The 24708-nt window shown below is 70.9% G+C and carries 24 protein-coding genes; 9 read left to right on the top strand and 15 right to left on the bottom strand.

Going from position 1 to position 24708, the window contains the following annotated elements:
• Positions 1 to 18: 18 nt before the first annotated feature.
• Positions 19 to 216 carry a hypothetical protein gene (locus tag CLV40_RS05325; RefSeq protein WP_104477492.1) on the bottom strand — a complete coding sequence of 66 codons (198 nt, stop codon included), beginning with the start codon at positions 214 to 216 and terminating at the stop codon, positions 19 to 21.
• Positions 217 to 333: 117 nt separating this feature from the next.
• On the opposite strand from CLV40_RS05325, the gene CLV40_RS05320 reads away from it, so the two are divergent.
• Entirely contained in the window at positions 334 to 585 is a 252-nt protein-coding gene (locus tag CLV40_RS05320; RefSeq protein ID WP_245931095.1) for a hypothetical protein, read from the top strand.
• A gap of 46 nt (positions 586 to 631) precedes the next feature.
• Here the strand turns inward: CLV40_RS05320 and sepH are convergent, their stop codons facing one another.
• The 8 genes from sepH to CLV40_RS05280 form a co-directional block, all read right to left on the bottom strand.
• A complete protein-coding gene (gene sepH / locus CLV40_RS05315) occupies positions 632 to 1645 on the bottom strand; it encodes a septation protein SepH (protein WP_104477490.1) in 1014 nt (337 codons plus the stop codon).
• A 416-nt stretch (positions 1646 to 2061) separates the two neighbouring features.
• Complete coding sequence (gene serC, locus CLV40_RS05310; protein ID WP_104477488.1) at positions 2062 to 3198, bottom strand: phosphoserine transaminase; 1137 nt, start codon at positions 3196 to 3198, stop codon at positions 2062 to 2064.
• An 81-nt stretch (positions 3199 to 3279) separates the two neighbouring features.
• A complete protein-coding gene (locus CLV40_RS05305) occupies positions 3280 to 4641 on the bottom strand; it encodes a serine hydrolase domain-containing protein (protein WP_104477486.1) in 1362 nt (453 codons plus the stop codon).
• Between the two features lie 22 nt (positions 4642 to 4663).
• On the bottom strand, positions 4664 to 5284 hold the full coding sequence (locus CLV40_RS05300) for a response regulator (protein WP_104477484.1): 621 nt from the start codon (positions 5282 to 5284) through the stop codon (positions 4664 to 4666).
• Positions 5281 to 6558 carry a sensor histidine kinase gene (locus tag CLV40_RS05295; protein ID WP_245931093.1) on the bottom strand — a complete coding sequence of 426 codons (1278 nt, stop codon included), beginning with the start codon at positions 6556 to 6558 and terminating at the stop codon, positions 5281 to 5283. Before CLV40_RS05295 ends, CLV40_RS05300 begins: the two co-directional genes overlap by 4 nt.
• Positions 6495 to 7337 carry an ABC transporter permease gene (locus CLV40_RS05290; RefSeq protein WP_104477482.1) on the bottom strand — a complete coding sequence of 281 codons (843 nt, stop codon included), beginning with the start codon at positions 7335 to 7337 and terminating at the stop codon, positions 6495 to 6497. Before CLV40_RS05290 ends, CLV40_RS05295 begins: the two co-directional genes overlap by 64 nt.
• Positions 7334 to 8167, bottom strand: a complete 834-nt coding sequence (locus CLV40_RS05285) for an ABC transporter ATP-binding protein (protein WP_104477480.1) — start codon at positions 8165 to 8167, stop codon at positions 7334 to 7336. Before CLV40_RS05285 ends, CLV40_RS05290 begins: the two co-directional genes overlap by 4 nt.
• A 163-nt stretch (positions 8168 to 8330) precedes the next feature.
• Positions 8331 to 9491 carry a citrate synthase 2 gene (locus tag CLV40_RS05280; protein ID WP_104477478.1) on the bottom strand — a complete coding sequence of 387 codons (1161 nt, stop codon included), beginning with the start codon at positions 9489 to 9491 and terminating at the stop codon, positions 8331 to 8333.
• A gap of 336 nt (positions 9492 to 9827) precedes the next feature.
• On the opposite strand from CLV40_RS05280, the gene pdxH reads away from it, so the two are divergent.
• Both pdxH and CLV40_RS05270 read left to right on the top strand, forming a co-directional pair.
• On the top strand, positions 9828 to 10487 hold the full coding sequence (pdxH, locus tag CLV40_RS05275; RefSeq protein WP_104477476.1) for a pyridoxamine 5'-phosphate oxidase: 660 nt from the start codon (positions 9828 to 9830) through the stop codon (positions 10485 to 10487).
• A gap of 76 nt (positions 10488 to 10563) precedes the next feature.
• Positions 10564 to 11850: an MFS transporter gene (locus tag CLV40_RS05270; protein ID WP_281261641.1), complete on the top strand. Its 1287-nt coding sequence runs from the start codon at positions 10564 to 10566 to the stop codon at positions 11848 to 11850.
• Position 11851: 1 nt separating this feature from the next.
• Here the strand turns inward: CLV40_RS05270 and CLV40_RS05265 are convergent, their stop codons facing one another.
• Positions 11852 to 13468 carry an integrase gene (locus tag CLV40_RS05265; protein WP_146107937.1) on the bottom strand — a complete coding sequence of 539 codons (1617 nt, stop codon included), beginning with the start codon at positions 13466 to 13468 and terminating at the stop codon, positions 11852 to 11854.
• Positions 13469 to 13702: 234 nt separating this feature from the next.
• Here CLV40_RS05265 and CLV40_RS05260 point away from each other — a divergent pair, with 234 nt between their 5' ends.
• Positions 13703 to 15064 carry an APC family permease gene (locus CLV40_RS05260; protein ID WP_104477473.1) on the top strand — a complete coding sequence of 454 codons (1362 nt, stop codon included), beginning with the start codon at positions 13703 to 13705 and terminating at the stop codon, positions 15062 to 15064.
• Here CLV40_RS05260 and CLV40_RS05255 read toward each other — a convergent pair.
• Both CLV40_RS05255 and CLV40_RS05250 read right to left on the bottom strand, forming a co-directional pair.
• A complete protein-coding gene (locus CLV40_RS05255) occupies positions 15054 to 15872 on the bottom strand; it encodes an MBL fold metallo-hydrolase (RefSeq protein WP_104477471.1) in 819 nt (272 codons plus the stop codon). The genes CLV40_RS05260 and CLV40_RS05255 overlap by 11 nt on opposite strands.
• Positions 15873 to 16439 carry a TetR/AcrR family transcriptional regulator gene (locus CLV40_RS05250; RefSeq protein ID WP_104477469.1) on the bottom strand — a complete coding sequence of 189 codons (567 nt, stop codon included), beginning with the start codon at positions 16437 to 16439 and terminating at the stop codon, positions 15873 to 15875.
• 66 nt (positions 16440 to 16505) lie between these two features.
• Between CLV40_RS05250 and CLV40_RS05245 the strand changes: the two genes are divergently transcribed.
• Both CLV40_RS05245 and CLV40_RS05240 read left to right on the top strand, forming a co-directional pair.
• Positions 16506 to 17381, top strand: a complete 876-nt coding sequence (locus tag CLV40_RS05245; protein WP_104477467.1) for an aldose 1-epimerase family protein — start codon at positions 16506 to 16508, stop codon at positions 17379 to 17381.
• 45 nt (positions 17382 to 17426) lie between these two features.
• Positions 17427 to 18638 (top strand): amidohydrolase, encoded by a 1212-nt coding sequence (locus tag CLV40_RS05240; RefSeq protein ID WP_104477465.1) that lies wholly within the window; start codon positions 17427 to 17429, stop codon positions 18636 to 18638.
• A gap of 17 nt (positions 18639 to 18655) precedes the next feature.
• On the opposite strand, the gene CLV40_RS05235 is transcribed toward CLV40_RS05240, so the two are convergent.
• Positions 18656 to 19285: a hypothetical protein gene (locus CLV40_RS05235; RefSeq protein WP_104477463.1), complete on the bottom strand. Its 630-nt coding sequence runs from the start codon at positions 19283 to 19285 to the stop codon at positions 18656 to 18658.
• Positions 19286 to 19464: 179 nt separating this feature from the next.
• Positions 19465 to 20622 carry an acyl-CoA dehydrogenase family protein gene (locus tag CLV40_RS05230; protein ID WP_104477461.1) on the bottom strand — a complete coding sequence of 386 codons (1158 nt, stop codon included), beginning with the start codon at positions 20620 to 20622 and terminating at the stop codon, positions 19465 to 19467.
• Positions 20623 to 20722: 100 nt separating this feature from the next.
• Between CLV40_RS05230 and CLV40_RS05225 the strand changes: the two genes are divergently transcribed.
• The 3 genes from CLV40_RS05225 (at position 20723) to CLV40_RS05215 (ending at position 24312) form a co-directional block, all read left to right on the top strand.
• Complete coding sequence (locus CLV40_RS05225) at positions 20723 to 21322, top strand: TetR/AcrR family transcriptional regulator (protein WP_104477823.1); 600 nt, start codon at positions 20723 to 20725, stop codon at positions 21320 to 21322.
• A 216-nt stretch (positions 21323 to 21538) separates the two neighbouring features.
• Positions 21539 to 22855 (top strand): citrate synthase, encoded by a 1317-nt coding sequence (locus CLV40_RS05220; protein ID WP_104477459.1) that lies wholly within the window; start codon positions 21539 to 21541, stop codon positions 22853 to 22855.
• 119 nt (positions 22856 to 22974) lie between these two features.
• Positions 22975 to 24312, top strand: coding sequence for a cryptochrome/photolyase family protein (locus tag CLV40_RS05215; RefSeq protein ID WP_245931091.1), 1338 nt, complete (start codon positions 22975 to 22977; stop codon positions 24310 to 24312).
• Here CLV40_RS05215 and CLV40_RS05210 read toward each other — a convergent pair.
• Positions 24305 to 24670 carry a hypothetical protein gene (locus CLV40_RS05210; protein WP_104477455.1) on the bottom strand — a complete coding sequence of 122 codons (366 nt, stop codon included), beginning with the start codon at positions 24668 to 24670 and terminating at the stop codon, positions 24305 to 24307. The genes CLV40_RS05215 and CLV40_RS05210 overlap by 8 nt on opposite strands.
• Positions 24671 to 24708: the final 38 nt, after the last annotated feature.

The raw sequence follows: 24708 nt of genomic DNA, 5'->3' as shown, positions 1-24708 counted from the left end.
CGGCGCCGAACACCGGGGTCAGTCGGCGATGTTGGCGATCCGGTCCAGTGCCCCGTGGGCCGCGAGCCGGGTCAGCGGTGCCGCACCAGGTTCGACCAGGTCGCGCTCGGCGCGCGCCGCGCGGGTGATCATGGCCCGGAACTCGGCGCGCTCCGCGTCCCGCTCCGCCTCCGGCCAGTCCGCGAACCCGGCGAGAGTGGCGGCGAAGGCATCCATGGCCCTGGCGGTAGCCGGGCGGGCAACCGGGTTACCGCTGGTCAACGGGCAGGATCGGATGGGTAACGAACAAGATCGGCACGAGCCGGATCCGGACACCGGCGGCATCATGGACCCATGACCCGCCCTGATGCGGTGCGGTTCCTGCGCACGGAACCGACCATGGCGTTCCCGGACGGCCGACTCCTCGCGATCCGCGCGGGCGAGGTGCACGTCCTCGCCCCGGACGGCTGGGTCCACCTCGGCCGGGTGAAACCCCCGTCCGCCGACTACCTCTCCCGCGAGTCCGCGGAGGACTGGTGCGAACGCGAGGGCTGGCCCCTCGACCTCCTCAACGAGGTCCCCGCACCCCCATCACGACGGCTATGAGAAAGGGCCCGGTTCGCGAACGAACCGGGCCCTCAAAACTCGACGCCTACCCGCGGTTGGACCGCGTGCCGAGCAGCACGTCCTCCCAGGACGGGACGATCGGGCGGGCCTTCTTCGCCTTCGGCCGCCGGTTCGCCGCCGCGGCGGGTTCGGCCTGCTTGCGGGCGGGTTCCTCGATCAGCGCGTCCTGCTCCGGCTCCTCGGCGACCGGCTGCTGCTCCTCGGCCACCACCGGCTCCGCCGCGGGCTGCTCCGGGACCACCGGCTCGGGGGTCAGCTCGAAGTCCTCCACGTAGGACTGCTCGAACGGCTCCTCGACCTTCGGCGGGTCCGGCACCGGCGCCACCGGCGGCTCGAAGACCGACGCGTCCAGTTCCAGGTCCGCGTCGGGCTCCACGACCGGGGCGGGCGGCGGCATCTCGATCGCCAGCGCCGCCTGGGCCAGTTCCGTCACCGGTCGCACCGTGCGCAGCGGGCGGTTCGGTTGCGGGTCCATCAGGTCCTGGGCGTGCTCGTCGAGCGGGGTGACCGTGCCACCGTGCGCTCCGGGGTGGAACGACCAGTGCGCGCGGTTCTCCGACCGGCCCGCGGTCCAGCACAGCCGGACGACCCACTTGCCGTCCTCGCCGCGCCAGGAGTCCCAGCCGGTGGTGGGGTAGTCCTGCCCGCGCAGGCCGAAGGCGTGCGCCACGACCTCGCCGAGCGTCTGGACGTCCGGGCCGTCCTCGCGCACCGGGTGGGCGCGTTGGGCCAGCTCGGCCGTGCGCGAGCGCTCCAGCAGCACGGGGTAGGCGAAGCGCTCCACCTTGTGCGTGGGGATGCCCGCTGCCTCGGCCACCTGTTCGACGGACTCACCCGCGCGGATGCGGGTCTGGATCTCCCGAGGACGCATCTGGCTCTCCAGCTCGATCTCGATCTGGCCGAGTCGGGTGACGTCGCCGCGCGCGGCGGCGCGCAGGCGCTCGTCGGCGGGCAGGGTGAAGCGCTCACCGCGCGCCGGGTCCTCGCAGATCACCGTCTTGCCGTCGTCGGACAGACCGACTACCCGCAGCGCACGCATCGCTCACCTCCCCGCGACCTGAGCAGACTTCACCCGCCTGCGTCCCACGGTAGATCGGTGAACCGGATTGGCGCGCAAGGCGCGCCGCGATCCCCGTGACATCTAGTTGTGATCTTGCCGTATCCACCGGCCCTACCGCACCTGGGTTGATTCAAGATTCACCCATTGGCTGGCATGTCGGGTATCCGCTGGTCACCTGCGGGGTGCGCAAGCGCTTGCGGCGGTGTCACGGACAGAGCAGTGCTCGCCCGCGCGCAAGCGCGGGACTCCCATGAGCACCCAACCGGCGCGGTTCCGGCGAACCGGTTCCGTGGGCTCGCACCGGGGTGAACGCTCGCGGCCGAGGTCACTGGCAGGCGCGGAGAGCTGTGCCCACAGGCGGACCCGCGACTCCGCGGGCACAGCTCAGCGCCTGCTCAGCCCAGCTGCTCGACGACCCAGTCGATGGCCTGGGTCAGCTTGGTGATGTCGTCCGGCTCGACGGCCGGGAACATCGCCACGCGCAGCTGGTTGCGGCCCAGCTTGCGGTACGGCTCCACGTCCACGATGCCGTTCGCCCGCAGCGCCTTGGCCACCGCCGCCGCGTCGATCGAGTCGACGAAGTCGACGGTGCCCACGACCTGGGAGCGGTTGGCCGGGTCGGCCACGTACGGCGAGGTGTACGCGGTCTTCTCGGCCCACGAGTACAGCCGGTCCGATGAGTCCTTGGTCCGCGCGACCGTCCACTCGAGCCCGCCGTTGCCGTTCATCCAGTCCAGCTGCTCGGCGAGCAGGAACAGGGTGGCCACCGACGGGGTGTTGTAGGTCTGGTCCTTCAGCGAGTTGTCCAGCGCGGTCGGCAGGGACAGGAACTCGGGCACCCAGCGGTCCGACGCGCCGATCTCGGCGACCCGCTCCAGCGCGGCCGGGCTCATCAGCGCCAGCCAGAGCCCGCCGTCGGAGGCGAAGGACTTCTGCGGGGCGAAGTAGTAGACGTCGAAGTCCTCGGCGCGGACCGGGAGGCCGCCCGCGCCGGAGGTGGCGTCGATGGCGACCAGCGCGCCATCGGACCCGGCGGGCCGCGAGACCGGCACGGCGACACCGGTGGACGTCTCGTTGTGCGCCCAGCCCACGAGGTCGGCGCCGGACTGGTAGGCGATCGCCGGGGCGCTGCCCGGGTCCGCCGAGACCACGATCGGGTCGGCGAGGAACGGGGCCTTCTTGTTCACGGTGGCGAACTTGGCCGAGAACTCGCCGTAGGTGAACAGTTGTGCGCGCTCGCGGACGAGGCCGAACGCGGCCGCGTCCCAGAACGCGGTGGTGCCGCCGTTGCCCAGGACGACCTCGTAGCCGTCGGGCAGGGAGAACAGCTCGCGCAGACCGGAGCGGACCCGACCGACCAGGGACTTGACCGGCTTCTGCCGGTGCGAGGTGCCCAGCAGCTTCGCGCCCTCGGACGCGAGCGCCGCGACCTGCTCGGGACGGACCTTGGACGGGCCACAGCCGAAGCGGCCGTCGGAGGGCTTGAACTCGGCCGGGAGTTCCAGCGTGCTCGGATCGGCGGTCTGCGTCATGTGGGCGCCTTTCTCCCAAATGGTGTGACTGGGGACGAACCCCGGCGGCGTTGGCGGAGCGCGCCTCCCAGTCTCGCACCCTCAGCCCTCCAGGGTGCGCCAGCCCCGCTCGTCCACCCCGCCGGGGATGGCGGCCGGGGTGCCGTAGGGCTCCCGGGTGAAGATGAACGTGTTCAGGTCCAGGTGGGTTGGCCGGTTGTCGGCACCACGGCACAGGCGCAGCGTCTCGCCCGCGTAGTAGGCGTCGACGCCGGTCCAGGTGTCCTGGCCGGACGGCCGGAACCGGGACGCGCGGCCCCGGCCGCTGACGGGGGTCAGGTTCAGCCAGCCGTCGGGCAGCAGGCGCAGCACGTACGGGGTCGGGCCCCAGTGCCACTGGCCGGTGAGCGCGAGCAGCGCCGGGTCGGCCTCGGTGGCGGGCTCCCACTCGGCGGGCAGCGCGGGCTCGTGCTTCTCCACCAACTCGATGAGGTCGCCCGCCAGCGCGCCGATCGCCGCGCCCGAGGTGGTGTTGGCCAGCACGCAGGCGCCGGTGCCGGTCTTCGGGTCGATGAGGTTCATCGCCAGGAACCCGGGCATGGAGCCGCCGTGGCCCGACACCCGCCTGCCGTTGATCCGCAGGACCTGCAGGCCGAGGCCGTAGGCGGAGCTCCAGTTCTGGTCGTCGTCGATGTGCGCGACCTCGCGCATCTCGGCGACCGTGTCCGGGTGCAGCACGTCGCCGGTGTCGCCGCCGACGAACCGGGTCCAGCGGGCCAGGTCGGTGATGCTGCACCACAGCTGACCGGCCGGGGCCATCGCGCCCGCGTCGGGGGTGGGCTCGTGCAGCAGGACGTCGGCGTACGGGTGCACGGCCCAGCCGGTGGCCGCGGCGCCCTCGGGGTGCGGCGACGTGCGGGTCAGGCCGAGCGGTCCGACGATCTCGGCGTTGAGCGCCTCGAGCCACGAGGTGCCCCGCAGCCGGGCGACGAGTTCGCCGAGCACGCCGTAGCCGGTGTTGCTGTAGTGGAACCGGGCGCCGGAGCGGTGCTTGAGCGCGCCCTCCTCCAGGCTCCGCTCCAGCGCGGACCAGTCGGCGCCGGGGGCCCGCTCCCACCACACGCCAGGCGACTCGGCGGTCATGCCGCTGGTGTGGGCGAGCAGCTGGGCGACGGTGACGGCGCCGAACGCCGTGCCGGGGACGTGCTTGTCCAACGGGTCGTTGAGGTCCAGCTTCCCCTCATCGCGCAGGCGCATCACCAGGGTCGCGACGAACGACTTGGTGATCGACCCGATGCGGTACTGGGTGTCGGCGGTGGGGGTCGCCCCGTCGACCTTGCCCCGCGCGCCCGTCCAGGTGGTCCGGTCGCCGCGGACGACCGCGGCGACCAACGACGGCACCCGGTTCTCGGCCTGTTCGACCGCGAGCCTGCGCAGCAATGCGAACTCGAGTGTTTGCAGCATGCAGGGAATTGTGCGCCATAACTCAACCCAATAAGCCTCGCGACATGGCCGTCGTGACCGCCGCGGTGCGATCGGAGACGTCGAGTTTGCCGAATGCGCGCAGCAGGTGCGTTTTCACCGTGGCTTCGCTGATGTGCAGCTCACGGCCGATGTCGGCGTTCGTCAGGCCGCGGGCGACCAGCCGCAATACCTCGACCTCGCGACCTGATAGCCCCTGTTTGGGTGGTTGACGCACCTGGCGGACCAAACGGCCGGCTACAGAGGGTGCGAGAACCGTCTCACCGCGACTGGCCGCGCGAACCGCGCCCGCCAATTCCGTTCGGGAAGCGTCTTTGAGCAGATATCCGGAAGCGCCCGCCTCGACCGCGCGCAAGATGTCGGAGTCGGTCTCATAAGTGGTCAGCACCACCACTTTGCTCGGCCCGCCCGCGGCCACGATCCGCGCGGTCGCGCCGACCCCGTCGAGGCCCGGCATGCGCAGGTCCATGAGCACCACGTCGGGCCGCAGCGCGGCGGCCACCGCGACGCCCTCCGCGCCGGAGCCCGCCTCGCCCACCACGGTGAGGTCGGGCTCGGCCTCCAGCATGCCGCGCAGGCCCTCGCGGACCACGGGGTGGTCGTCGACCAGCAGGACGGTGATCACGGCCGCTCCTTCGGGTCCTCGGTCGGCTGGTGCGCCGCCGCGGTGGGTACGGACACGGTCAGCGTGGTGCCCGAACCCGGTGCGCTGTGCACGGTCACGGTGCCCGCGACCTGCTCGGCCCGCGCCCGCATCCCGCGCAGACCGTAGCCGCCCGCCGGTGCGCCGGGGTCGAAGCCCGCGCCGTCGTCGCTCACCGTCAGGGTGACACCCGTCGGGGTGTGGCAGAGGTCGACGGACACCGACTCCGCGCCCGCGTGCTTGCGGATGTTGGCGAGCGCCTCCTGCGCCGCCCGCAGCAGCACCACCTCCACGCCGGTGGGGAGTCCACTCGGGTCGCCCTCGGTGTGGAAGCTGGTCGCCGCGCCGGTTTCCGCCGCCAGCCGCTCGGCCAGCCTGCGCAGCGCGTCGGTGAGGCTGCCCTCGCCGAGCGCGGTCGGGGCCAGCGCGGCGACCAGCGCGCGGGCCTCGGCCAAGTTCTCCCGGGCGGTGCGCGCGGCCAGGCCCAGTGCGTGCCGCACCTTGGCGCTGTCGCGGTCCACTTCGGACTCCGCGGCCTGCACCAGGGCGACGATGCTGGTGAACCCCTGGGCCAGGGTGTCGTGGATCTCGCCCGCCAGCCGGGCCCGTTCGGCGGCCACCCCCGCCTCGTGCGAGAGCTGGGCGACCTGGGCCCGGCTGTCCTCCAACTCGGTGATCAGCGCGGCCCGCTCGTGGCTCTGGGTCACCACCCGGTGCACGAAGGTGCCGATCAGCAGCGACAGCGCCAGACCGAGGACCGACGTGGGCAACTGGCCGCGCCAGCCGCCGATGTCGCCGTGCCGCGCCGCCTCCAGCGCGGGGGGCAGCACGTTGAGCAGCACCACCACCGGGGCGGCGACCGGCAGCGGCAGCGCCATGAAGATCAGCGGGCACATCTCGAACAGCAGGAAGGTGCTCACCGGGACGAACCAGACCGCGAGGAGGAACAGCAGCGAGGTCACCACGACGAAGACCGCGGTGTGCCCCCGGGCCTCCTCGATGATCGCCTTCCGCCTGCCCCAGACGAGGTAGAGCAGGGCGATCGCGGTGATCGCCCCTGCCGCGACACCGCGATCGCCCCAGCTGTTGTCGGTGCAGAGGACCAGCGTCGTGACGAACAGGAACCCGACCGCGAAGTACAGGTCCCAGGTCCAGAAGTTGCGCGTGGTGGCCTCGACCCGGTGCCGCTCGGTCAGCCCGCGCGCCGGTCCGTCCAGCGGAAGGTCAGCAGGCAGAGCACCGTGCCGACCACGCACCACGCGCCCAGCACCAGCGCCGCCGTCCCCAACTGCCACGTGCCAGCCACCTCTCCAGCCGCCATGCTGTCCGGAAGGAACACCGCCCGGAAGGACTGCGCCATCCACCGGACCGGGAAGAACGCGGCCACGTCGACCATGGCCTTGGGCAGCGAGCCTACGTAGACGAACACGCCCGAGATGAACTGCAGGGCCAGCACCGGCACGTTGAGCACCGCGCCCGCGCTGCGCGCGGACCGGGTCAGCGCGCTGGCCGCGATGCCCAGCAGGGTGCAGGCGATGACCGAGAGCGCCAGCACCCACGCGAAGGTCAGCCACTTGCCGGGTTCGGTCGGCAGGTCCAGGTCGAAGGCGAGCACGCCGACCGCGAGCAGCACGGCCACCTCGGCGACCGTGGCCACCGCGACCAGGATGACCTTGCCGGTGAAGTAGGCCCCGGCGGTGACCGGCGTGCCGCGCAGCCGCTTGAGGCTGCCGTCCTCGCGGTCGGCGGCGATGCCGACGCCGATGTTGATGAAGGCGGTGGAGAGGATGCCGTAGGCGATCATGCTCGCGGTGAGCACCCGGCTCATCGGCACACCCTCGGTCGCCTCGCCGCTGTTGATCGAGCCGAGCAGCAGCAGGATGATCGCCGGGAAGGAGAAGGTGAACAGCACCGCCTCCTTGGAGCGGAAGAACATCCGCAGCTCGGCGCCGCCGCGCAGCACGCCGCTGCGCAGCGTCGACGGCAGCGGCGGCCGGGCGGTGGTGGTGCGGCGGGGCAGCGTCCCGGTGGTCATGCCTTGGCTCCGATCAGGTCCAGGTAGATGTCTTCGAGGCTGGGCTGGCGCACCTGCAGCCCGCTGACCGGCCCGCGCCGGGCCAGGTTGGTGACCGCGCCGACCGGGTCGACGGTGCGCACCTCGTGCGCGCCGGACACGTCGGTCCAGGTGACCGTGGCGGGCGCGGTGTCGCGTCCGCCGACGGTGAACGGGGTGCCCTCGGCCACGATGCGGCCCGCCGCGATCACCGCGAGCCGGTCGGCCAGCGCCTCGGCCTCGTCCAGGTAGTGCGTGGTGAGCAGGATCGTGGTGCCCTCGCGGGCCAGCGCGCGGACCAGGTCCCAGAACTGCCGCCGCGCCTCGGGGTCGAAGCCGGTGGTCGGCTCGTCGAGGAACAGCAGCCGGGGGCGGCCGATGATGCCGAGCGCGACGTCGACCCGGCGGCGCTGGCCGCCGGAGAGCGAGCTGATCCGGGCACCCGCCTTGGCGGTGAGCCCGCACAGCTCGATGACCTCGTCCACGCCGCGCGGGTCGGGGTAGTAGCCCGCGAACTGGCGCACGGTCTCGCGCACCGACAGCTCGGCGGAGTCGGTGGCGGTTTGCAGCACGATGCCGAGCTCGGCCCGCCAGTGCCGCCCGGCGGTCGCCGGGTCCTGGCCCAGCACGCGGACCTCGCCGCCGTCGCGCTCCCGGTAGCCCTCGAGGATCTCCGTCGTCGTGGTCTTGCCCGCGCCGTTCGGACCGAGCAGCGCGAAGACCTCACCCTCCCGCACCACCAGGTCGACGCCCGCGACCGCCGTGTTGGCGCCGTAGGTCTTGCGTAGCCCGTGGACTTCGATCGCGTTCATGGCTCAATGCTGTCGCGGTGCGCGTTCCCCGGGGACGAACGAGCGATTGAACTCGGCTGTCCACCGGTCGGTGGACAGCGGTGTCCGCTGGCCTACGCGGAAAAGGACAACGGGGCCGACCGACGTGGTGTCGGTGGCCCCTTTCCGGTGAATCGTCGAATTGTCAGCCGCGGACGGTCGACCAGCCCTCGACGTCCTCCGGTCGGCGCGGTGCCGGGCCCACGTACTTGGCGGCCGGGCGGATCAGCCTGCCCGTGCGCTTCTCCTCCATGATGTGCGCGCACCAGCCCGCGGTGCGGGCGCAGGTGAACATCGCGGGCATCATGTGCGGCGGCACCTGGGCGAAGTCCAGGATGACCGCGGCCCAGAACTCCACATTGGTCTCGATCGCCCGGTCGGGGCGGCGCTCGCGCAGCTCGGCCAGCGCGGCCTGCTCCAGCGCGGCGGCGACCTCGTAGCGCTCGGCGCCGAGCTCCCGGCAGGTGCGGCGCAGCACGCGGGCCCTCGGGTCCTCGGCGCGGTAGACCCGGTGGCCGAAGCCCATCAGGCGTTCCTTGCGGTCGAGGATGCCCTTGACGTACGCGCGGGCGTCACCGCTGCGCTCCACGTCGGCGATCATCGGCAGCACCCGGGCGGGCGCGCCGCCGTGCAGCGGACCCGACATCGCGCCGATCGCCCCGGACAGCGCCGCCGCCACGTCCGCGCCGGTGGAGGAGATCACCCGGGCGGTGAAGGTGGAGGCGTTGAGGCCGTGCTCGGCGGCGGAGACCCAGTACGCGTCGATGGCCCTGGTGTGCGCCGGGTCGGGCTCGCCGCGCCAGCGGGTCATGAACCGCTCGGTGATGGTGGCGCACTCGTCGATGCGCCGCTGCGGCACCGCGGGCTGGTGGATGCCGCGCGCCGACTGGGCCACATAGGACAGCGCCATGACCGACGCCCTGGCCAGCTGCTCGCGGGCCTCCTCGTCGGTGATGTCCAGCAGCGGGCGGTAACCCCAGATCGGGGCCAGCATGGCCAGGCCCGCCTGCACGTCCACCCGCACGTCACCGGAGTGCACCGGCAGCGGGAACGGCTCGGCGGGCGGCAGGCCGCGGCCGAAGCGGCCGTCCACCAGCAGGGACCAGACGTCGCCGAAGGTGACCTTGCCCGCGAGGTCTTCGATGTCCACGCCCCGGTAGCGCAGGGCGCCGCCGTCGCGGTCCGGCTCGGCGATCTCCGTCCGGAAGGCGATGACGCCCTCGAGGCCGGGTTTGAAACCGTCGTCCGGCGGGGTGGGGGTCTGCGCGGGAGAGCTCTGCTCGGTCTCGCGCACCGCGTTCTGCATACGCCTCGCCTTTCACGCCATGTCCACGACGGTTCACGGAGGTTTCCGCGGGGTCGGCAGCGGCACTGCGAGGCAGATCGCCCACGCCGGGCACCACTGCACGGCTTTCGGGCAACCCTCCTCCTCGTACCCGGTGTTAGCAATCGTTCACACCGGTGTCTTCGGTCACGATCCAGTGAAACGATCCAGATTGTCGGCGATCGCCAGCTCCGGGCGCTTGGTGTCCGCTGTCACCGTGCGGGCGGTTTCCGTTCACCTCGATTCCCCGTACCGTCCAATGAACCAAACTGGCCTCGTGGTGCGACCCCGCCACGCGCTGCGGTGAGGAGACGTGGAATGGCTGACGGCGACATCGCCCTTGAGCTCCCGACCATGCGGGTGTCCTACGAGCACGGCGACCTGCACGAGAGCGACCTCGCCGCCTCCTGGCACGAACAGCTGCAAGCCTGGCTGGACGCGGCCAAGCAGGCCGGGCTGGCCGAGCCCAACGCCATGGTGCTGGCCACCGCGGGCGCCGACGGCATGCCGTCCTCGCGCACCGTGCTGGCCAAGGGCCTCGACGAGCGCGGGCTGGTGTTCTTCACCAACTACACCTCCGCCAAGAGCCACGACCTCAGCGCCACGCGCTACGCCTCGGCCACCTTCCCCTGGTACGGGCTGCACCGCCAGGCGACGATCCGCGGCACCGTGGAGAAGGTCAGCGCCAAGGAGACCGCGGCGTACTGGGCCAAGCGGCCGCGCGGCTCGCAGCTGGGCGCGTGGGCGTCGCCGCAGTCGATCGTGGTGAGCGGGCGCGGCACGCTGGAGACCGCACTGGCCAATGTGGAGCGCCGGTTCGCCGACGCCGAGACCGTGCCGGTCCCCCCGCACTGGGGTGGCTGGCGGATCCAGCCCGAGCTGGTCGAGTTCTGGCAGGGCCGCCGCGACCGGATGCACGACCGGTTGCGCTACAAGCTCGGCCGGGACGGCTGGAAGGTCGAGCGCCTCGGTCCGTGACCCCCGGTTCTGAGACCGCGGGCTCCGGGAAAAGTCACAGGACACGGATTGGTTAGCTAACCTAAGCTAACCAATCGTGACCACTGAGGCGACTGGGCGGGCAAAGGGCATCCTGGGTCGGATCGTCATCGACACCAGGCCACTGAAGGTGCTCGACTACCGTCGCATGTGGGTGTCCACCGTGGTCACCGCCATCGGCAGCCAGTTGACCACGGTGGCGGTGCCGCAGCAGATCTACGAGCTGACGCACTCCTCGGGATACGTCGGGTTGACCGGTGCCGTCGGGCTGGTCCCGCTGCTGATCTTCGGGCTGTGGGGCGGGGCCATCGCCGACGCCGTCGACCGGCGCACGGTGATGCTGTGGAGCAACATCGGCGTCGCGGTGATGTCGGTGCTGTTCTGGGTGCAGGCGTTCGTCGGGCTGAACTCGGTGCCGGTGATCCTGGTGCTGCTGGGGTTGCAGCAGGCGTTCGTGGCGGTCAACATGCCCGCCCGCAGCGCCGCCGTCGCCCGGCTGGTGCCCGCGGAGCTGCTGCCGCCCGCGAACGCGCTGAGCTTCACCACGTTCACCTTCGGCATGATCTTCGGCCCGCTGCTGGCCGGTGCGCTGATCCCCGCGCTCGGACTGTCCACTATGTACCTGATCGACGCGGTCGCGCTGACGGTGGCGTGCTACATGGTGTGGCAGCTGCCGCCGATCGCGCCGGGGGAGCTGGCCAACCGGACGGCCGGGCTGCGGTCGATCGTCGAGGGCTTCCGGTACCTGGGGATGCGCAAGCTGCTGCTGGTGTCGTTCCTGGTCGACATCATCGCCATGGTCGCGGGCATGCCCCGGGCCCTGTTCCCCGAGATGGCCCAGCGCACCTTCGGCGACCCGCCCAGCGGCGGCACCGCCCTGGGCGTGCTCTACGCCGCGATCCCGATCGGCGCGGCCCTGTTCGGCCTGTTCTCCGGCGCCTACTCGCGCATCGCCCGCCAGGGCGTGGTGATCACCTGCGCGATCGTCGGCTGGGGCGCGGCCATCGCGGCGTTCGGCCTCACCAGCTCCCTCTGGCTGGCCGTCGTCTTCCTGGCGCTGGCGGGCGGGGCCGACCTGGTGAGCGCGGTGCACCGCAGCTCGATGCTGCAAACCGAGGCCACGGACGAAATGCGCGGCCGGATGCAGGGCGTGTTCACGGTGGTGGTCGCGGGCGGACCCCGCATCGCCGACCTGACCCACGGCTGGGCGGCCGCCGAGTTCGGCACCCGCGCGGCGGCCACGTGGGGCGGCGTGCTGAGCATCGTGCTGACCATCATCACGGTCGCTTTCCTCCCGGCCTTCTGGCGCTACCGCTTCGCCCCGCAACCCGAGAAGATCGACTGACTCAGCCGAGCAAACCGGTCACCGGCTGCCCCATGGCGTCCCCGACCAAAGCCAGCGAGTTCTCCGCTCCGGCCGCCAGCGCCAGTGGCTTGACACCCGCCGCGAGCTTCGCGTGCACAATCCGGTCGAGTCCCGCGCCGACCAGCGGTGCCGCTGTTCGAAGCGCTGCTTCGAGCGCAACCCCGCCGGTGCTCCCACCGTGCGCGACGATGTTCCGCTGCCGGTAGAGCCGCCTGAATATCCCTCTGAAGACCCGGCGGACGCTCTCCAGTTGCGGCTGGGGATCCTGCACCATCGCCGTCATGCGGTCGGCCGCAGCGCTATCGCTCGCGGTTGTGATCACCAGTGAAGTGTTGCCCAAGGCGTTCGCGACTACCTCCGAACGGCGCTGGTTGTTGGGGCAATTCGCCAAGTCCTCGCTGAGCTTGTCTGGAGCAGGAGGTTGATGCTGGTACGACAGCGCTGTCAGCTCGGCACGCGGCCAAGAGCAGGCGGTGATCGCCGCGAGGCGGTCTCCGGCCACAGCTCGTCCCACCTTGGTCTCGGCCTTGTCGCCGGGGTGGAAGAGCAACGCCTCGATCGCCGCCCAGGCCCCGGTCACCGCCGAGGTCGAGGGACCGGCGTCCAGCGGCGCGGCGAGCTCGAGCGCTTCATCCAGTCGGTCGCTCTTCTGCACGTCGAACATGGTTCGCTCCCGCATGAGCGAGGGAATCGCGACGCCACGCGGCGGGGGGAGCAGCGGTAGCGGCTTCGCCGCACCCATGACCCACACCTTGCCGCACGGCCGCAACGTCTTGTCCGATCTCCGGGAGTAGGACCACCGGTTCTCCATGCGCCGGACCAGTCCACCCATGGTTCGGGCGTCGGCAACAGCGTCCTTCGCCGAGACGCGGTAGCGGAACGCGCCGTTCTGGCGCTCGGGGTTGGTGAGGTTCTGCGCTTTGAACCAGGCCGAAGCCTCGTCGGGAGAGAGCCATTCACGAAGGTGTTCGACTAGTAGTTGCTGCTCCGGTACGGAGATGAACGGGACGATGACCTCGAACTCCTGGTCCACCCTGTCCGCCAGTTCGCGAGCGGAGTCCAGCAGATCGGCCAGTGATGCCTGCGGCTCGCGAGTGAACGCTCGGACCCAGCGGTGCAGCTGCCCGGAGCTGTGGCCGCAGTCGAGGAGATGTGTGGCAACAGCCTTGGCCAGCCGCTCTGCTGAAGGCGGGCGGGATGAGTCGACACTGTCCGCCCAGCGGGTCAGGTAGTTCTTCTGGATCGCGGGTAGGAGCTCGATCAGCTTTCGGCGGTCTTGTCCGTCCGGGGACAAGCCGTTGCGCAGCAGATCGGTGAGTTCGCGACGCAAGCGCCCATCGCCGAGCCCCCGGTCAGGGCCTAGCGCGCGTTCCAGATCGTGCAGGTACCAGGCCACCGAAGCTCCTGAGAGAACATGGGCACGGAGCCAATTGCCCGCCTCCACCGCCTCGCGGAGCGCGAGCACGCTGCCCACGTCCCACAGTCGCCGTGGCCACGGAGTGGTGTCCGCGAAGAAGTCGGCCAGCCGCGCAGCGACATGCTTGGCGAAAGGGTCTTTCGCCAGCAAGCCAGCCCGAGTGTTGACAGTGTTGGCCACGGTGTGGTTCACTCCTAACCAGTGCGTTGAGCACGATGACTAAAGCCTGGGTGCCGCCCCTTTGGGGCCGTCCCCAGGCTTTCTTATTTTCTGTGTGGCGCCCAGCGCGTTGACATCACGGCAACGGGTGCTGTTGGGGTTCGCGAGGGACCGGTGGGTGGCGAACGGGGCAGAGGTGTTGTGCGTGGCTCAAAACGATGTTTGGTTTGAGTCCTTCCGGGACACTGTTGCGGCATGACCTCCCAGGAGCAGGCGCAGCCTGAGTTGAAGCGGGTGATCGGGCCCGGGTTGTTGCTGCTGTTCGTCGTCGGGGACATCATCGGTACCGGTGTCTACGCCCTGACCGGCACGGTCGCGGGCAAGGTCGGTGGCGCCCTCTGGCTGCCCTTCCTCCTCGCCTTCGCCGTCGCCTTCTTGACCGCGTTCAGCTACCTGGAGCTGGTCGGCAAGTACCCGAAGGCCGCCGGGGCCGCGCTCTACGCCAACCGGGCGTTCAAAGTCCAGTTCCTGACGTTCATGGTGGCCTTCGCCGTCATGTCTTCCGGTATCACCTCCGCTGCCTCCGCCGCGCAGGCGTTCGGGAACACCTACCTCAAGAAACTCATGGGTGACTCGCTCACCATTCCCACTGTCTGGATCGCGGTGGGGTTCGTCGTGCTCTTGGCGGCCATCAACTTCCGGGGTGTTGCCGAGTCGTTGTGGGCCAATGTCGTGCTTACGGTGATTGAGCTTTCGGGGTTGCTCATCATCATCGTGGTCGGCATCTACGCCATCGCCAACGGTCAGGGGGACCCCGGCAGGCTCGTCGAAATCGACACCTCCGGCCAGAGTTCCCTCATCGCCGTCAGCTCGGCCACCGCGTTGGCCTTCTTCGCCATGGTGGGGTTCGAGGACTCGGTCAACATGGCGGAGGAGTGCCGCGAGCCGGTTCGCATCTTCCCGCGCGCCATGTTGGTCGGCATGGGGATCGCGGCGGTCATCTACGTACTGGTCGCGGTCACGTCCTCGCTCCTGCTCCCCGCCCGCGAGTTGGCGGGGTCCGGCAGCGACGCGCTGCTCAAGGTGCTTTCCGCGGGCGCGCCCGACTTCCCGCTCTGGGTGTTCGCGTTGATCGGGTTGCTCGCCGTCATCAACTCGGCGCTGATCAACATGTTGATGGCCAGCCGGTTGGTCTACGGGATGGCCAACGAGCGGATCATCCCGAAGGTCTTCGGCGTCGTGCACCCCGCGCGGCGGACGCCGTGGGTGTCGATCGTGTTCACGAGTCTCATCGCCGTTGTGCTGGTGGCCACCGTCGACATCAACCTGCTCGGGGGCACGACTTCGCTGTTGCTGCTCGTGGTGTTCACGGTCGTCAACATCGCCGTTCTGGTGCTGCGCAAGGACACGGTCGAGCACAAGCACTTCCGCGCGCCGACCGCGCTCCCGGCCATCGGCGCCGTGGCCTGCGCCTACCTGGCCAGCCCGCTGTCCGGCAGGCCCGCCCGCGAGTACGGCATCGCCGCCATCCTGCTGGCCGTCGGCGTCGTCCTCTGGCTCGTCAACCGCTTCGTGGTCGGGCGGGTGCGGGTGGACGCGGAGAAGCTCAGCGTGTGAGCTGGCGCAGTTCCACGACGTCGTGGGCGGAGAAGACCGTGACGTCGTGTGCGGCGAGCATGGTCCGCAACCGGTCCTGGTTGGCCTTGCGGGCCTCCTTCTCCGTCTGCACCAAAGACTCGAACACCCGCAGCCCCACGGTCGACTTGGCCGTCGGCCCCATCTGCGCCCGGTTGAAGTACGCGTCCCCCGCGTGCAGCAGCCAACCGTCGTCCGAGCGGACCGCCACGCCGCAGTGCCCGCGCGTGTGGCCGACCAGCGGGACGAGCAGGAAGTCGTCGGACAGGCCCGCGAGCCCGCGCACGGCCTCCATGCCCATCCAGCCCTCACCGCCGGTGGGCTCGTGCACCTCCCACTTCGGCCCGTGCGCCCAGTGGGCCTGCCGGTAGCGGTGCCGCTCGGCGCCGGTCGCCGGGGTCAGCGCCGCGCGCAGCTCCGGCCCGTAGACGTGCACGCGCGCGTCGGGGAAGTCGGCGAGGCCGCCCGCGTGGTCGAGGTCGAGGTGGGTGAGGATGATGTGCCGGACGTCCGCCGGGTCGTAGCCCAGCGCCTTGACCTGCCGGACCGCCGCCTGCGCCGGGTCCAGCACCGGGCGCACCAGGGCCACGAACGGGCCGGGCAGGTTCGTGCGCGGGTCGGTCAGGTCGGTGACGCCGAAGCCGGTGTCCACGAGCACCAGGCCGTCGTCGGATTCGACGAGCAGCACGTGGCAGACCATGTGGGCGAACCGGAACAGCCCCGGCTCACCGTCGACCAGCTTCCCGCCGAGCGGGTGCATGCTGCCGCAGTCGAGGTGTCGAACGCGCATCTAGGAGTCCTTTCGAAGCAGTGGTGCGAGTGCGGTGGCGACCGCGCGCAACGGGGCCGTGTCGCGTTGGTTGCGGGAGAGCAGTTGAGCGCCCTCGACGGCGGCCAAGAACGTGGTGGCCAGCGCGTCGGGGTCGGGTAGCCCGTGCCGGGCGAGGTGGCCGCGGACGACGCCGTGCCACGCGCGGAACGCCTCGGCGCAGGCCGCGCGCACCGGCTCCGCGTCCCCGGCGTCCTGGGCGAGGGTGCCGATCGGGCAGCCCCGCCGGAACCCGGAGGCCGCCAGCTCGTCGGCCAGGAACCCGGTGATCGCGGCGAGCGCGCCCACCGCGTCCGGCGTCTCGGTGAACGCCCGGTCCACCCACGCGCACACCTCGGCCCCCGCCAGCCCCACCGCCTCGGCGGCCAGCTGCTCCTTGCCGCCGGGGAAGTGGAAGTACAGCGACCCCTTGGGCAGGCCGCCCTCGGCGACGACCTGGTTGAGGCCGGTGCCGTGGTAGCCGTGCGTGCGGAACAGCTCGGCGGCGGTGCGCAGCGTGCGGTCTCGGGTGTCGGTACGGCGGGGCATGGCGGTTATTATACAGACCGGTCTAGTAAGAGTCGCGACCGTGGCGACCCGACTAGCCTCCTTGGCATGGCCGAGACCGAGATCCGCTTTGGCGGCGCCCGTGCCGTCGCCACCCACCACGGCGCCGCGCTGCGCCTCTTCGAGTTCGACGACGTGCCCTACCTGGAAACCTTCCCGGCGGGGGAGCAGCCACCCATGGGCTCCGGCGCCGTGCTGGTGCCCTGGCCCAACCGGGTCGCGGGGGCCGTCTGGCACCACGACGGCGAGGAGTTGCGCCTCGACGTAACGGAGCCCGCGCGCGGCAATGCCAGCCACGGACTCGTGCGCCGCGAGACCTGGGAGGTCGCCGAGCGCGCCGACGACACCGTGACGCTGGCGGTCACCGTCGACGGCCGCCCCGGCTGGCCCTTCCCCTTCCGGACCACCACCACCTACACCGTCTCCGCTGCGGGCCTCACCGTCACGCACGGCGTCGAGAACCTGGGCGAGCGCCCGATGCCCTTCGGCGTCGGCGCTCACCCGTACCCGCGCCCCGGCCGCCTCGACGTCGACGACTGCGTGCTCACCCTCGCCGCGACCACGCACCTGCCGCTCGACCCGGAACGCATGGTGCCCACCGGGTCCGCCACCCCGGTGCCCCGGTTCTCCCGTGTGGTCCGGGAAGTCACGCTCGACGACGCATTCGGCGGTTGCGCGCCGGAAAGCGACGGACTGGTCCACCACACGCTGCGCGGCGGGTCCGGCGGCGTGGACCTGTGGGCGGACCCGGTGTTCCGCTGGGTCCAGGTGTACACCCCGGATTCCTTCCCCGGCCGCGAAGGCGGCGCGGTCGCGGTCGAACCGATGACCTGCCCGCCGGACGCGCTCAACTCGGGAGTGGACCTGTTGGTTGTGGACGCGGGCGCGCGCTGGACCGGATCCTGGGGAATCTCACCGATCTAGCCGTTCGGGCCGGTGGCATGTTGATCATCGCGCTACGGTGGTGGTGTGACTATCGCCGTGACGGGTGGATACGTGGTTCCGGTTGTGGGCGCGCCGATCGAGGGCGGGACCGTGCTCATCGATGGCGGCCGGATCGCCGCCGTCGGCCCCGCCGCCGACGTGGACGTCCCGGACGACGCGGAGATCGTGGACGCGTCGGGTTCCTGGGTGCTGCCCGGTTTCGTCGAGGCGCACGGCCACGTCGGCGTCCTGGAGGAGTCCGAGGGCTGGGAGGGTCGCGACCTCAACGAGACGACCAACCCCGTCACCGCGCAGGTGTCGGCCCTCGACGCGATCAACCCGGACGACGAGGGCTTCCGCGACGCGCTGGCCGGTGGCGTCACGACGATCGTGGTGAAACCGGGCTCCGGCAACGTGATCGGCGGCCAGACGGTTGCCGTGAAGGCCTGGGGCCGCACCGCCGACGAGATGCTGGTGCGCGCGCCGATCAGCGTCAAGAGCGCGTTGGGGGAGAACCCGAAGCGCAACTACGGCGAGCGCAACGTCATGCCCGCCACCAGGTTGGGCGTCGCGGCCGTCATCCGCGAGGCCCTGACCAAGGCCCAGGACTACCGCGCCCGACGGGACCGCGCGCGGGAGAACGGCGAACCGTTCGACCGCGACCTCGCCGACGAGACCCTCGCGCGCGTGCTCGACGGCGAGATCCCCTGGTGCCAGCACGCCCACCGCGCCGACGACATCGCGACCGCGATCCGCCTGGCCGACGAGTTCGGCTACCGCCTGGTCCTCAACCACGGCACGGAAGCGCACCTGATCGCCGACCTCATCGCCGAACGCGACATCCCCGTCGTCGTCGGGCCGCTGTTCGTCAGCCGCCTCAAGGTGGAGCTGCGCAACCGCACGCTGCGCACCCCCGGGATCCTGGCGCGGGCGGGTGTTCGCATCGCGATCACCACCGACCACCCCGTCGTGCCCATCAACTTCCTCGTGCACCAGGTGACCCTGGCGGTGAAGGAGGGGCTGGACGAGGAGACCGGATTGCGGTCGATCACCACCAACCCGGCGGAGATGATGGGAATCGGTGACCGCGTCGGCGCGCTGGCACCGGGGCTCGACGCCGACGTGGTGCTCTGGTCGGGCGACCCGCTGGACGTGATGAGCCGCGCCACGCGGGTGTTCGTGAATGGGCGGTCGGTGTACCGGTTCGACGAGCAAACCGGGTTCGGCGTGACCGAGAGCCCGTTCCACCGGGGCTGAACCGGCGGAATTCCGCGCTATTTCAGCGCCGCCGCGTCGATTATGTCGTTGACCGTGCTATCCGGGCTTTGCCCGCAGGCGTACAGGACGCTCGCCACGATGTACGGCTCGTCCTCGCGCCGTTCCTGGCCCTTGCCGCGGTAGGCGCGGACCAGCAGTCCCCGCTGTTCGGGTTCTTTCAACGTCCAGAAGGTCCGGCACGGTGTGGTGCCGTCCAACTCGGGTTCCTCGGTCAGCTCGACGAACAGCGCGCGACCACCCACGACCAGGGCCAGGGCCAGGACCGCCGCCCCGGCCCCCATGAGGACCCGCTTGGGCACCCGCGGGGAGTACCGGGCGGGCAGGGGCTCCTCCGGCGGCTGCGGCGCCGCGCCCGCGGCCTGCGCCAGGTTCGAGACCTGGTCGCGGAAGGACGGGTCGCGGGCGAACTGGTCGTTGAGGATCGTGGTCAGCGTCGACCTCGGCTGCGGCGCGGTCGGGTCGGCCTCGAACACGTCGAACGCGGCGGCCAGCCGGATCCGGCGCAACCGGCCGAGCACCGCGTCGAAGAGGACGTCCGCGGCGCGCTTCTGGTTGCCGGACAAGGTGTTCGACGCCAGGTCAGCCAGGATGTCGACCACCTGGTCGGCCAGGACCGGTTGGTTCACCGAGCACCACCGCAGCGAGCCGAGACAGTGTTCCCCATGTCGTCATGATCGTCGATACTGACTGTCGCGTAAGGGGGTGACGCGTGATCGGCGTGAATCCGGCGGTTCGCGGTATTCACAGCGGACCGTTCACAACCCGTCTTCCCGCGACCGATCGCGGTCCCCTCAGGCCGTCCCGGTCATCCGGTCACATCGGCTTCGCGCAGCTGGCGGGCGATCACCACGCGCTGGATCTGGTTGGTGCCCTCGAAGATCTGGGGCACCTTCGCCTCGCGCAGGTAGCGCTCGACCGGGAAGTCGCGGGTGTAGCCCGCGCCGCCGAGGACCTGCACCGCGTCCGTGGTGACCTTCATGGCCGCGTCGGTGGCGACCAGCTTGGCGATCGAGGCCTGGCGGACGAACGGCAGGCCGCGGTCGCGCCTGCGGGCGGCCTCCAGGTAGGTCGCGCGGGCCGACTCCACGGCGGCGGCCATGTCCGCGAGCAGGAAGCCCAGTCCTTGGAAGTCGATGATCGTCCGGCCGAACTGGGTGCGCTGCTTGGCGTAGGACACGGCCTCGTCCAACGCGGCCTGCGCCAACCCGACCGCGCACGCCGCGATGCCGAGCCGCCCGGAGTTCAGCGCGGAGAGCGCGATCTTGAACCCCTGGCCCTCGGCGCCGAGCAGCCGGTCGGTGGGGACCCGGGCGCCGGAGAACAGGACCTGGGTGGTGGACGAGCCGGTGAGGCCCATCTTGCGCTCCGGCGGGGTGAACTCCACGCCGGGCGTGCCCGCGTCGACCAGCAGGCAGCTGATGCCCCGCGCGCCGTCGTCCGAGGTGCGGACCATGGTCGTGTAGAAGTCCGCCTGACCGCCGTGGGTGATCCACGCCTTGGCGCCGTTGACCAGGTAGTCGTCGCCCTCGCGCCGGGCCCGGGTGGTCAGCGCGGCGGCGTCCGAGCCCGCGTGGCTCTCCGACAGCGCGTACGCGCCGAGCAGGTCCCCGCCGAGCATGTCCGGCAGGAACCGGGCCCGCTGCTCCTCGGTGCCGTGCCGGGCGAGCGCGTAGCAGGACATGGTGTGCACGGACACGCCGACGCCCACCGTCATCCACGCCGCCGCCAGCTCCTCGAGGACCTGGAGGTACACCTCGTAGGGCAGCGCCGACCCACCCCACTCCTCCGGGTACGGCAGCCCCAGCAGGCCGCTGCGGCCGAGCAGCCGGAACTGCTCGCGGGGGAAGCGCTCGTGTTCCTCGTACTCGGCGGCGACCGGCGCGAGTTCGTCGCGGGCGATCTCACGGGTGAGGGCGAGCAGGTCCTCGGCCTCGGTGGTGGGCAGCAGGCGCTCGGCAGGCATGTTCGGGCCTTTCGGTCAAACCTGAGCAGTACTCGGGACAGTACTGGGGGACGCTCCACAGTACTGTTCGGGGTCCTGACCTGTCGATACTGTGAACGACATGAACCCGCGACGCACCCCGACCGCCCGGCAGGCCGCCCTGCTGGAGCAGCTGCTCGGGATCTTCCTGGCCGAGGGGTTCGCCGACACCACCCTCGACGGCTTCGCCGCCCGGCTGCGCTGCTCCAAGTCCACCCTGTACGCGCTCGCGCCGAGCAAGGAGCAACTGGCGCTCAAGGTCGTCGGCCACTTCTTCCGCGGCGCCACCGAGCGCGTCGAGAAGGGCGTCGCCACCGCGGCCGACGCGCGCGAGCGGATCGAGCGCTACCTCTCCGGGGCCGCGCGGGAGCTGGGCGTGGCCTCGCCGCGCTTCGTCGAGGACGTCGCCGCCTTCGCCCCCACCCGGGCGGTGTACCAGCGCAACGCCAAGGCCGCCGCCGAGCGGATCCGCGGGTTCATCGCGGAGGGGGTGGCGGAGGGCATCTTCCGGGACGTGCACGCGGCGCTCGTGGCCGAGATGGCCGGGTGGCTGATCGAGGGCATCCAGTCCGGTGTGCTCACCGCGCGCGCCGAAGTCTCCGACGCCGAGGCGTTCACCGGTTTGGCGGATCTATTGCTCGGTGGACTGAGCCGGGATGCGCCGCCGGGAAATCCGGCGTAAACGTGGCGTCATTTGTGATACGTGTCCCAAGAGTGCCCGACGCCCCCGGTCACGGCTGTCCGTAATGCGCGCGGAGCACTAGCGTAGGAGGCTCAGGACCCCAATGGGGCGGTGCTGCGCTGTGGCCGCAATTCGCATCGGCCGTGATCGCACCCGACCAGGGCCGTACCGGCTCGGCCGTCACCGCCGCCCTGCCCGAGTGTGAGAGGTACTTGCATGCCCGACGGGACCGCTGTGCCCACCGGCACCGAGCACACCGCCGCCCTCCGATACCCCGGCGGCGAGCACGAGATGGCGGTCGTGCCCGCCACCGAGGGTTCGTCAGGCGTCGACCTGGGCAAGCTGCTGGCCAAGACCGGCCTGGTCACGCTCGACCCCGGCTTCGTGAACACCGCTTCGTGCTCGTCCGCCATCTGCTACATCGACGGTGACGCGGGCATCCTGCGCTACCGCGGGTACCCGATCGAGCAGCTCGCCGAGCGCTCCAGCTTCATCGAGGTCAGCTACCTGCTGATCTACGGCGAGCTGCCCAGCCAGGCCGAGCTGGACGACTTCACCCACAAGATCAGCAGGCACACCCTGCTGCACGAGGACCTGAAGCGCTTCTTCGACGGCTTCCCGCGCGACGCGCACCCGATGCCCGTGCTGTCCTCGGCGGTGTCGGCACTGTCCACCTTCTACCAGGACAGCCTGAAACCGTTCGACTCCCACCACGTGGAGATCTCGACCATAAGGCTGCTGGCCAAGCTGCCGACGATCGCGGCGTACGCCTACAAGAAGTCGATCGGCCAGCCGTTCCTCTACCCGGACAACTCCCTTGGCCTGGTGGAGAACTTCCTGCGCATGACCTTCGGCTTCCCGGCCGAGAACTACGACCTCGACCCGACCCTGGTCCGCGCGCTCGACCAGCTGCTCATCCTGCACGCCGACCACGAGCAGAACTGCTCCACCTCCACGGTGCGGCTGGTCGGCTCGTCGGAGGCGAACCTGTTCGCCAGCGTGTCGGCGGGCATCAACGCCCTGTTCGGCCCGCTGCACGGCGGCGCCAACAGCGCGGTGCTGGAGATGCTGGAGGGCATCCGGGACTCGGGCGGCGACGTCGGCTCGTTCGTCAAGAAGGTCAAGAACAAGGAAGACGGCGTCAAGCTGATGGGCTTCGGCCACCGGGTCTACAAGAACTACGACCCGCGCGCCGCCATCATCAAGAAGACCGCGGACGAGATCCTGGGCAAGCTCGGCGGCGACGACTCGCTGCTCGACATCGCCAAGCAGCTCGAGGAGCACGCGCTCGCCGACGACTACTTCGTGTCGCGCAAGCTCTACCCGAACGTGGACTTCTACACCGGCCTGATCTACCGGGCCATGGGCTTCCCGACCAAGTTCTTCACCGTGCTGTTCGCGCTCGGCCGCCTGCCCGGCTGGATCGCGCACTGGCGCGAGATGATCAACGACCCGGCCACCAAGATCGGCCGCCCGCGGCAGGTCTACACCGGCCACACCGAGCGGGAGTACAAGTCCGTCACCGAACGCTGACACCCCACCACGATCGCGGCGCCGTCGACTGTGGACGGCGCCGCTGCCGTTTCCACGGTCGGGTTAACCCGATGGAGTGGCACTGCGGGGTGGGCCGGTGATCGGTAACCTTGCCCGCCGTGGCGGAGACTCCTGCGGTGGTGTGGTTCCGGCGTGACCTGCGGACCGGCGACCACCCGGTCCTGTTGGCGGCGGCCGAGCGCACACCGCGCGGGCTGGGGCTGTTCGTGCTGGACGAGGAGCTGCTGCGGCCGTCCGGTCCGGCGCGGTCGGCCTTCCTGTACCGGTGCCTGCGGGACCTCGACGAGCAACTGGGCGGACGGCTGCTCGTGGTGCGCGGGGACCCGGTCGACGTGCTGCCGCGCGTGGTGCGCGCGGTGGGTGCTGGATCGGTTCACGTGTCGGCGGACTTCGGTCCGTACGGCAGCGCGCGCGACGACCGCGTGGCCGAGGCGCTGGACGTCGAGTTCGTCCGCACCGGGTCGCCGTACGCGGTCGCGCCGGGGCGGGTGGTGAAGTCCGATGGCAAGCCGTTCAAGGTGTTCACCCCGTTCAGCCGCGCCTGGGCCGACCACGGCTGGCGCAAACCCGCAGACACCGACGCGTCCACACTGGACTGGATCGATCCCGCGGACAAGGACGGCGGCCCGCGGCGGGTGCGCATCCCGGACGACCCGTCGGTGCGGGCGGAGCTACCCGAGGCGGGGGAGCGGGCCGCGTTGGAGACCTGGGCCGAGTTCCGCGACGAGCGGCTGGGTGACTACGACCACGACCGCGACCGCCCCGGCGTCGACGGCAGCAGCCGGATGTCGGCCTACCTGCGCTGGGGCTGCGTGCACCCCCGGACCCTGCTCGCCGACCTGGGCCCCGGCACCTACCGCAACGAACTCGCCTGGCGCGAGTTCCACGCGGACGTCCTGTGGCACAACCCGACCGCCGCCCGCAAGAACTACAACCCCAAGTTCGACGCCATGCGCACCGACACCGACACCGACGCCGAGGACAACTTCGACGCCTGGTGCCGCGGCGAGACCGGCTACCCGATCGTCGACGCGGGGATGCGCCAACTGCTGGCGGAAGGTTGGATGCACAACCGCGTCCGCATGATCGTGGCCAGCTTCCTGGTGAAGGACCTGCACGTCCCGTGGTGGTGGGGTGCCCGGCACTTCATGCGCCACCTGGTCGACGGCGACCTGGCGTCGAACCAGCTCAACTGGCAGTGGGTGGCGGGCTCGGGCACGGACGCGGCCCCGTACTTCCGCGTCTTCAACCCCACCACCCAGGGGGAGAAGTTCGACCCGCACGGCGACTACGTCCGCAAGTACGTGCCGGAGCTGCGGGGGTGTGTGGGCAAGAAGATCCACCAGCCGTCGGGTGTGCCCGGCTACCCGGACCCGATCGTCGACCACGCCCACGAACGGCAGGTGTCGCTGGAGCGGTACGGGCAGATCAAGTGAGCAGAGGCCGGATCAGGCCCTCGATGTGCTCGAACACATCGGCATCGGTCTCGCGCTGCCACTGCGGCAACTCGTCCCAGTCGGCGACGTACGACGCCTTGGGCGCCTCGATGTGCTTGTAGACCTGGGCGACCCAGCAGAGCGCCACAAACCGTCCCTTTTGGACCCTGCTCAGCCTCGAGGTGTCCCCGAGCTCCACGAACGCCCGCACCTGCTCGTACACCGCGTTCGCCGCGGCCCGCTCCCAGGCGGGCAGCTCGTGCCACGGCACGGTGTGCTCGGCCTTCGGTCCGCCCGGGAAGTGCCGGTGCACCCCCTCGACCCAGGCCCGCCGGAAAACCTGCCCTCCCTCGATCACGCGCCCTCCCTCAGCCGGTGATCACGCCATCCAACTCG

The organism is Actinokineospora auranticolor (assembly GCF_002934265.1).
Taxonomy (GTDB): domain Bacteria; phylum Actinomycetota; class Actinomycetes; order Mycobacteriales; family Pseudonocardiaceae; genus Actinokineospora; species Actinokineospora auranticolor.
This window is presented reverse-complemented; position numbering and strand designations above follow the sequence as displayed.

Bases quoted from the DNA above. Each gene is read 5' to 3' on its own strand.
- CLV40_RS05325 (WP_104477492.1), bottom strand. From the start codon at position 216: ATGGATGCCTTCGCCGCCACTCTCGCCGGGTTCGCGGACTGGCCGGAG.
- CLV40_RS05320 (WP_245931095.1), top strand. From the start codon at position 334: ATGACCCGCCCTGATGCGGTGCGGTTCCTGCGCACGGAACCGACCATG.
- sepH (WP_104477490.1), bottom strand. From the start codon at position 1,645: ATGCGTGCGCTGCGGGTAGTCGGTCTGTCCGACGACGGCAAGACGGTG.
- serC (WP_104477488.1), bottom strand. From the start codon at position 3,198: ATGACGCAGACCGCCGATCCGAGCACGCTGGAACTCCCGGCCGAGTTC.
- CLV40_RS05305 (WP_104477486.1), bottom strand. From the start codon at position 4,641: ATGCTGCAAACACTCGAGTTCGCATTGCTGCGCAGGCTCGCGGTCGAA.
- CLV40_RS05290 (WP_104477482.1), bottom strand. From the start codon at position 7,337: ATGACCACCGGGACGCTGCCCCGCCGCACCACCACCGCCCGGCCGCCG.
- CLV40_RS05285 (WP_104477480.1), bottom strand. From the start codon at position 8,167: ATGAACGCGATCGAAGTCCACGGGCTACGCAAGACCTACGGCGCCAAC.
- CLV40_RS05280 (WP_104477478.1), bottom strand. From the start codon at position 9,491: ATGCAGAACGCGGTGCGCGAGACCGAGCAGAGCTCTCCCGCGCAGACC.
- pdxH (WP_104477476.1), top strand. From the start codon at position 9,828: ATGGCTGACGGCGACATCGCCCTTGAGCTCCCGACCATGCGGGTGTCC.
- CLV40_RS05260 (WP_104477473.1), top strand. From the start codon at position 13,703: ATGACCTCCCAGGAGCAGGCGCAGCCTGAGTTGAAGCGGGTGATCGGG.
- CLV40_RS05255 (WP_104477471.1), bottom strand. From the start codon at position 15,872: ATGCGCGTTCGACACCTCGACTGCGGCAGCATGCACCCGCTCGGCGGG.
- CLV40_RS05250 (WP_104477469.1), bottom strand. From the start codon at position 16,439: ATGCCCCGCCGTACCGACACCCGAGACCGCACGCTGCGCACCGCCGCC.
- CLV40_RS05245 (WP_104477467.1), top strand. From the start codon at position 16,506: ATGGCCGAGACCGAGATCCGCTTTGGCGGCGCCCGTGCCGTCGCCACC.
- CLV40_RS05230 (WP_104477461.1), bottom strand. From the start codon at position 20,622: ATGCCTGCCGAGCGCCTGCTGCCCACCACCGAGGCCGAGGACCTGCTC.
- CLV40_RS05225 (WP_104477823.1), top strand. From the start codon at position 20,723: ATGAACCCGCGACGCACCCCGACCGCCCGGCAGGCCGCCCTGCTGGAG.
- CLV40_RS05220 (WP_104477459.1), top strand. From the start codon at position 21,539: ATGCCCGACGGGACCGCTGTGCCCACCGGCACCGAGCACACCGCCGCC.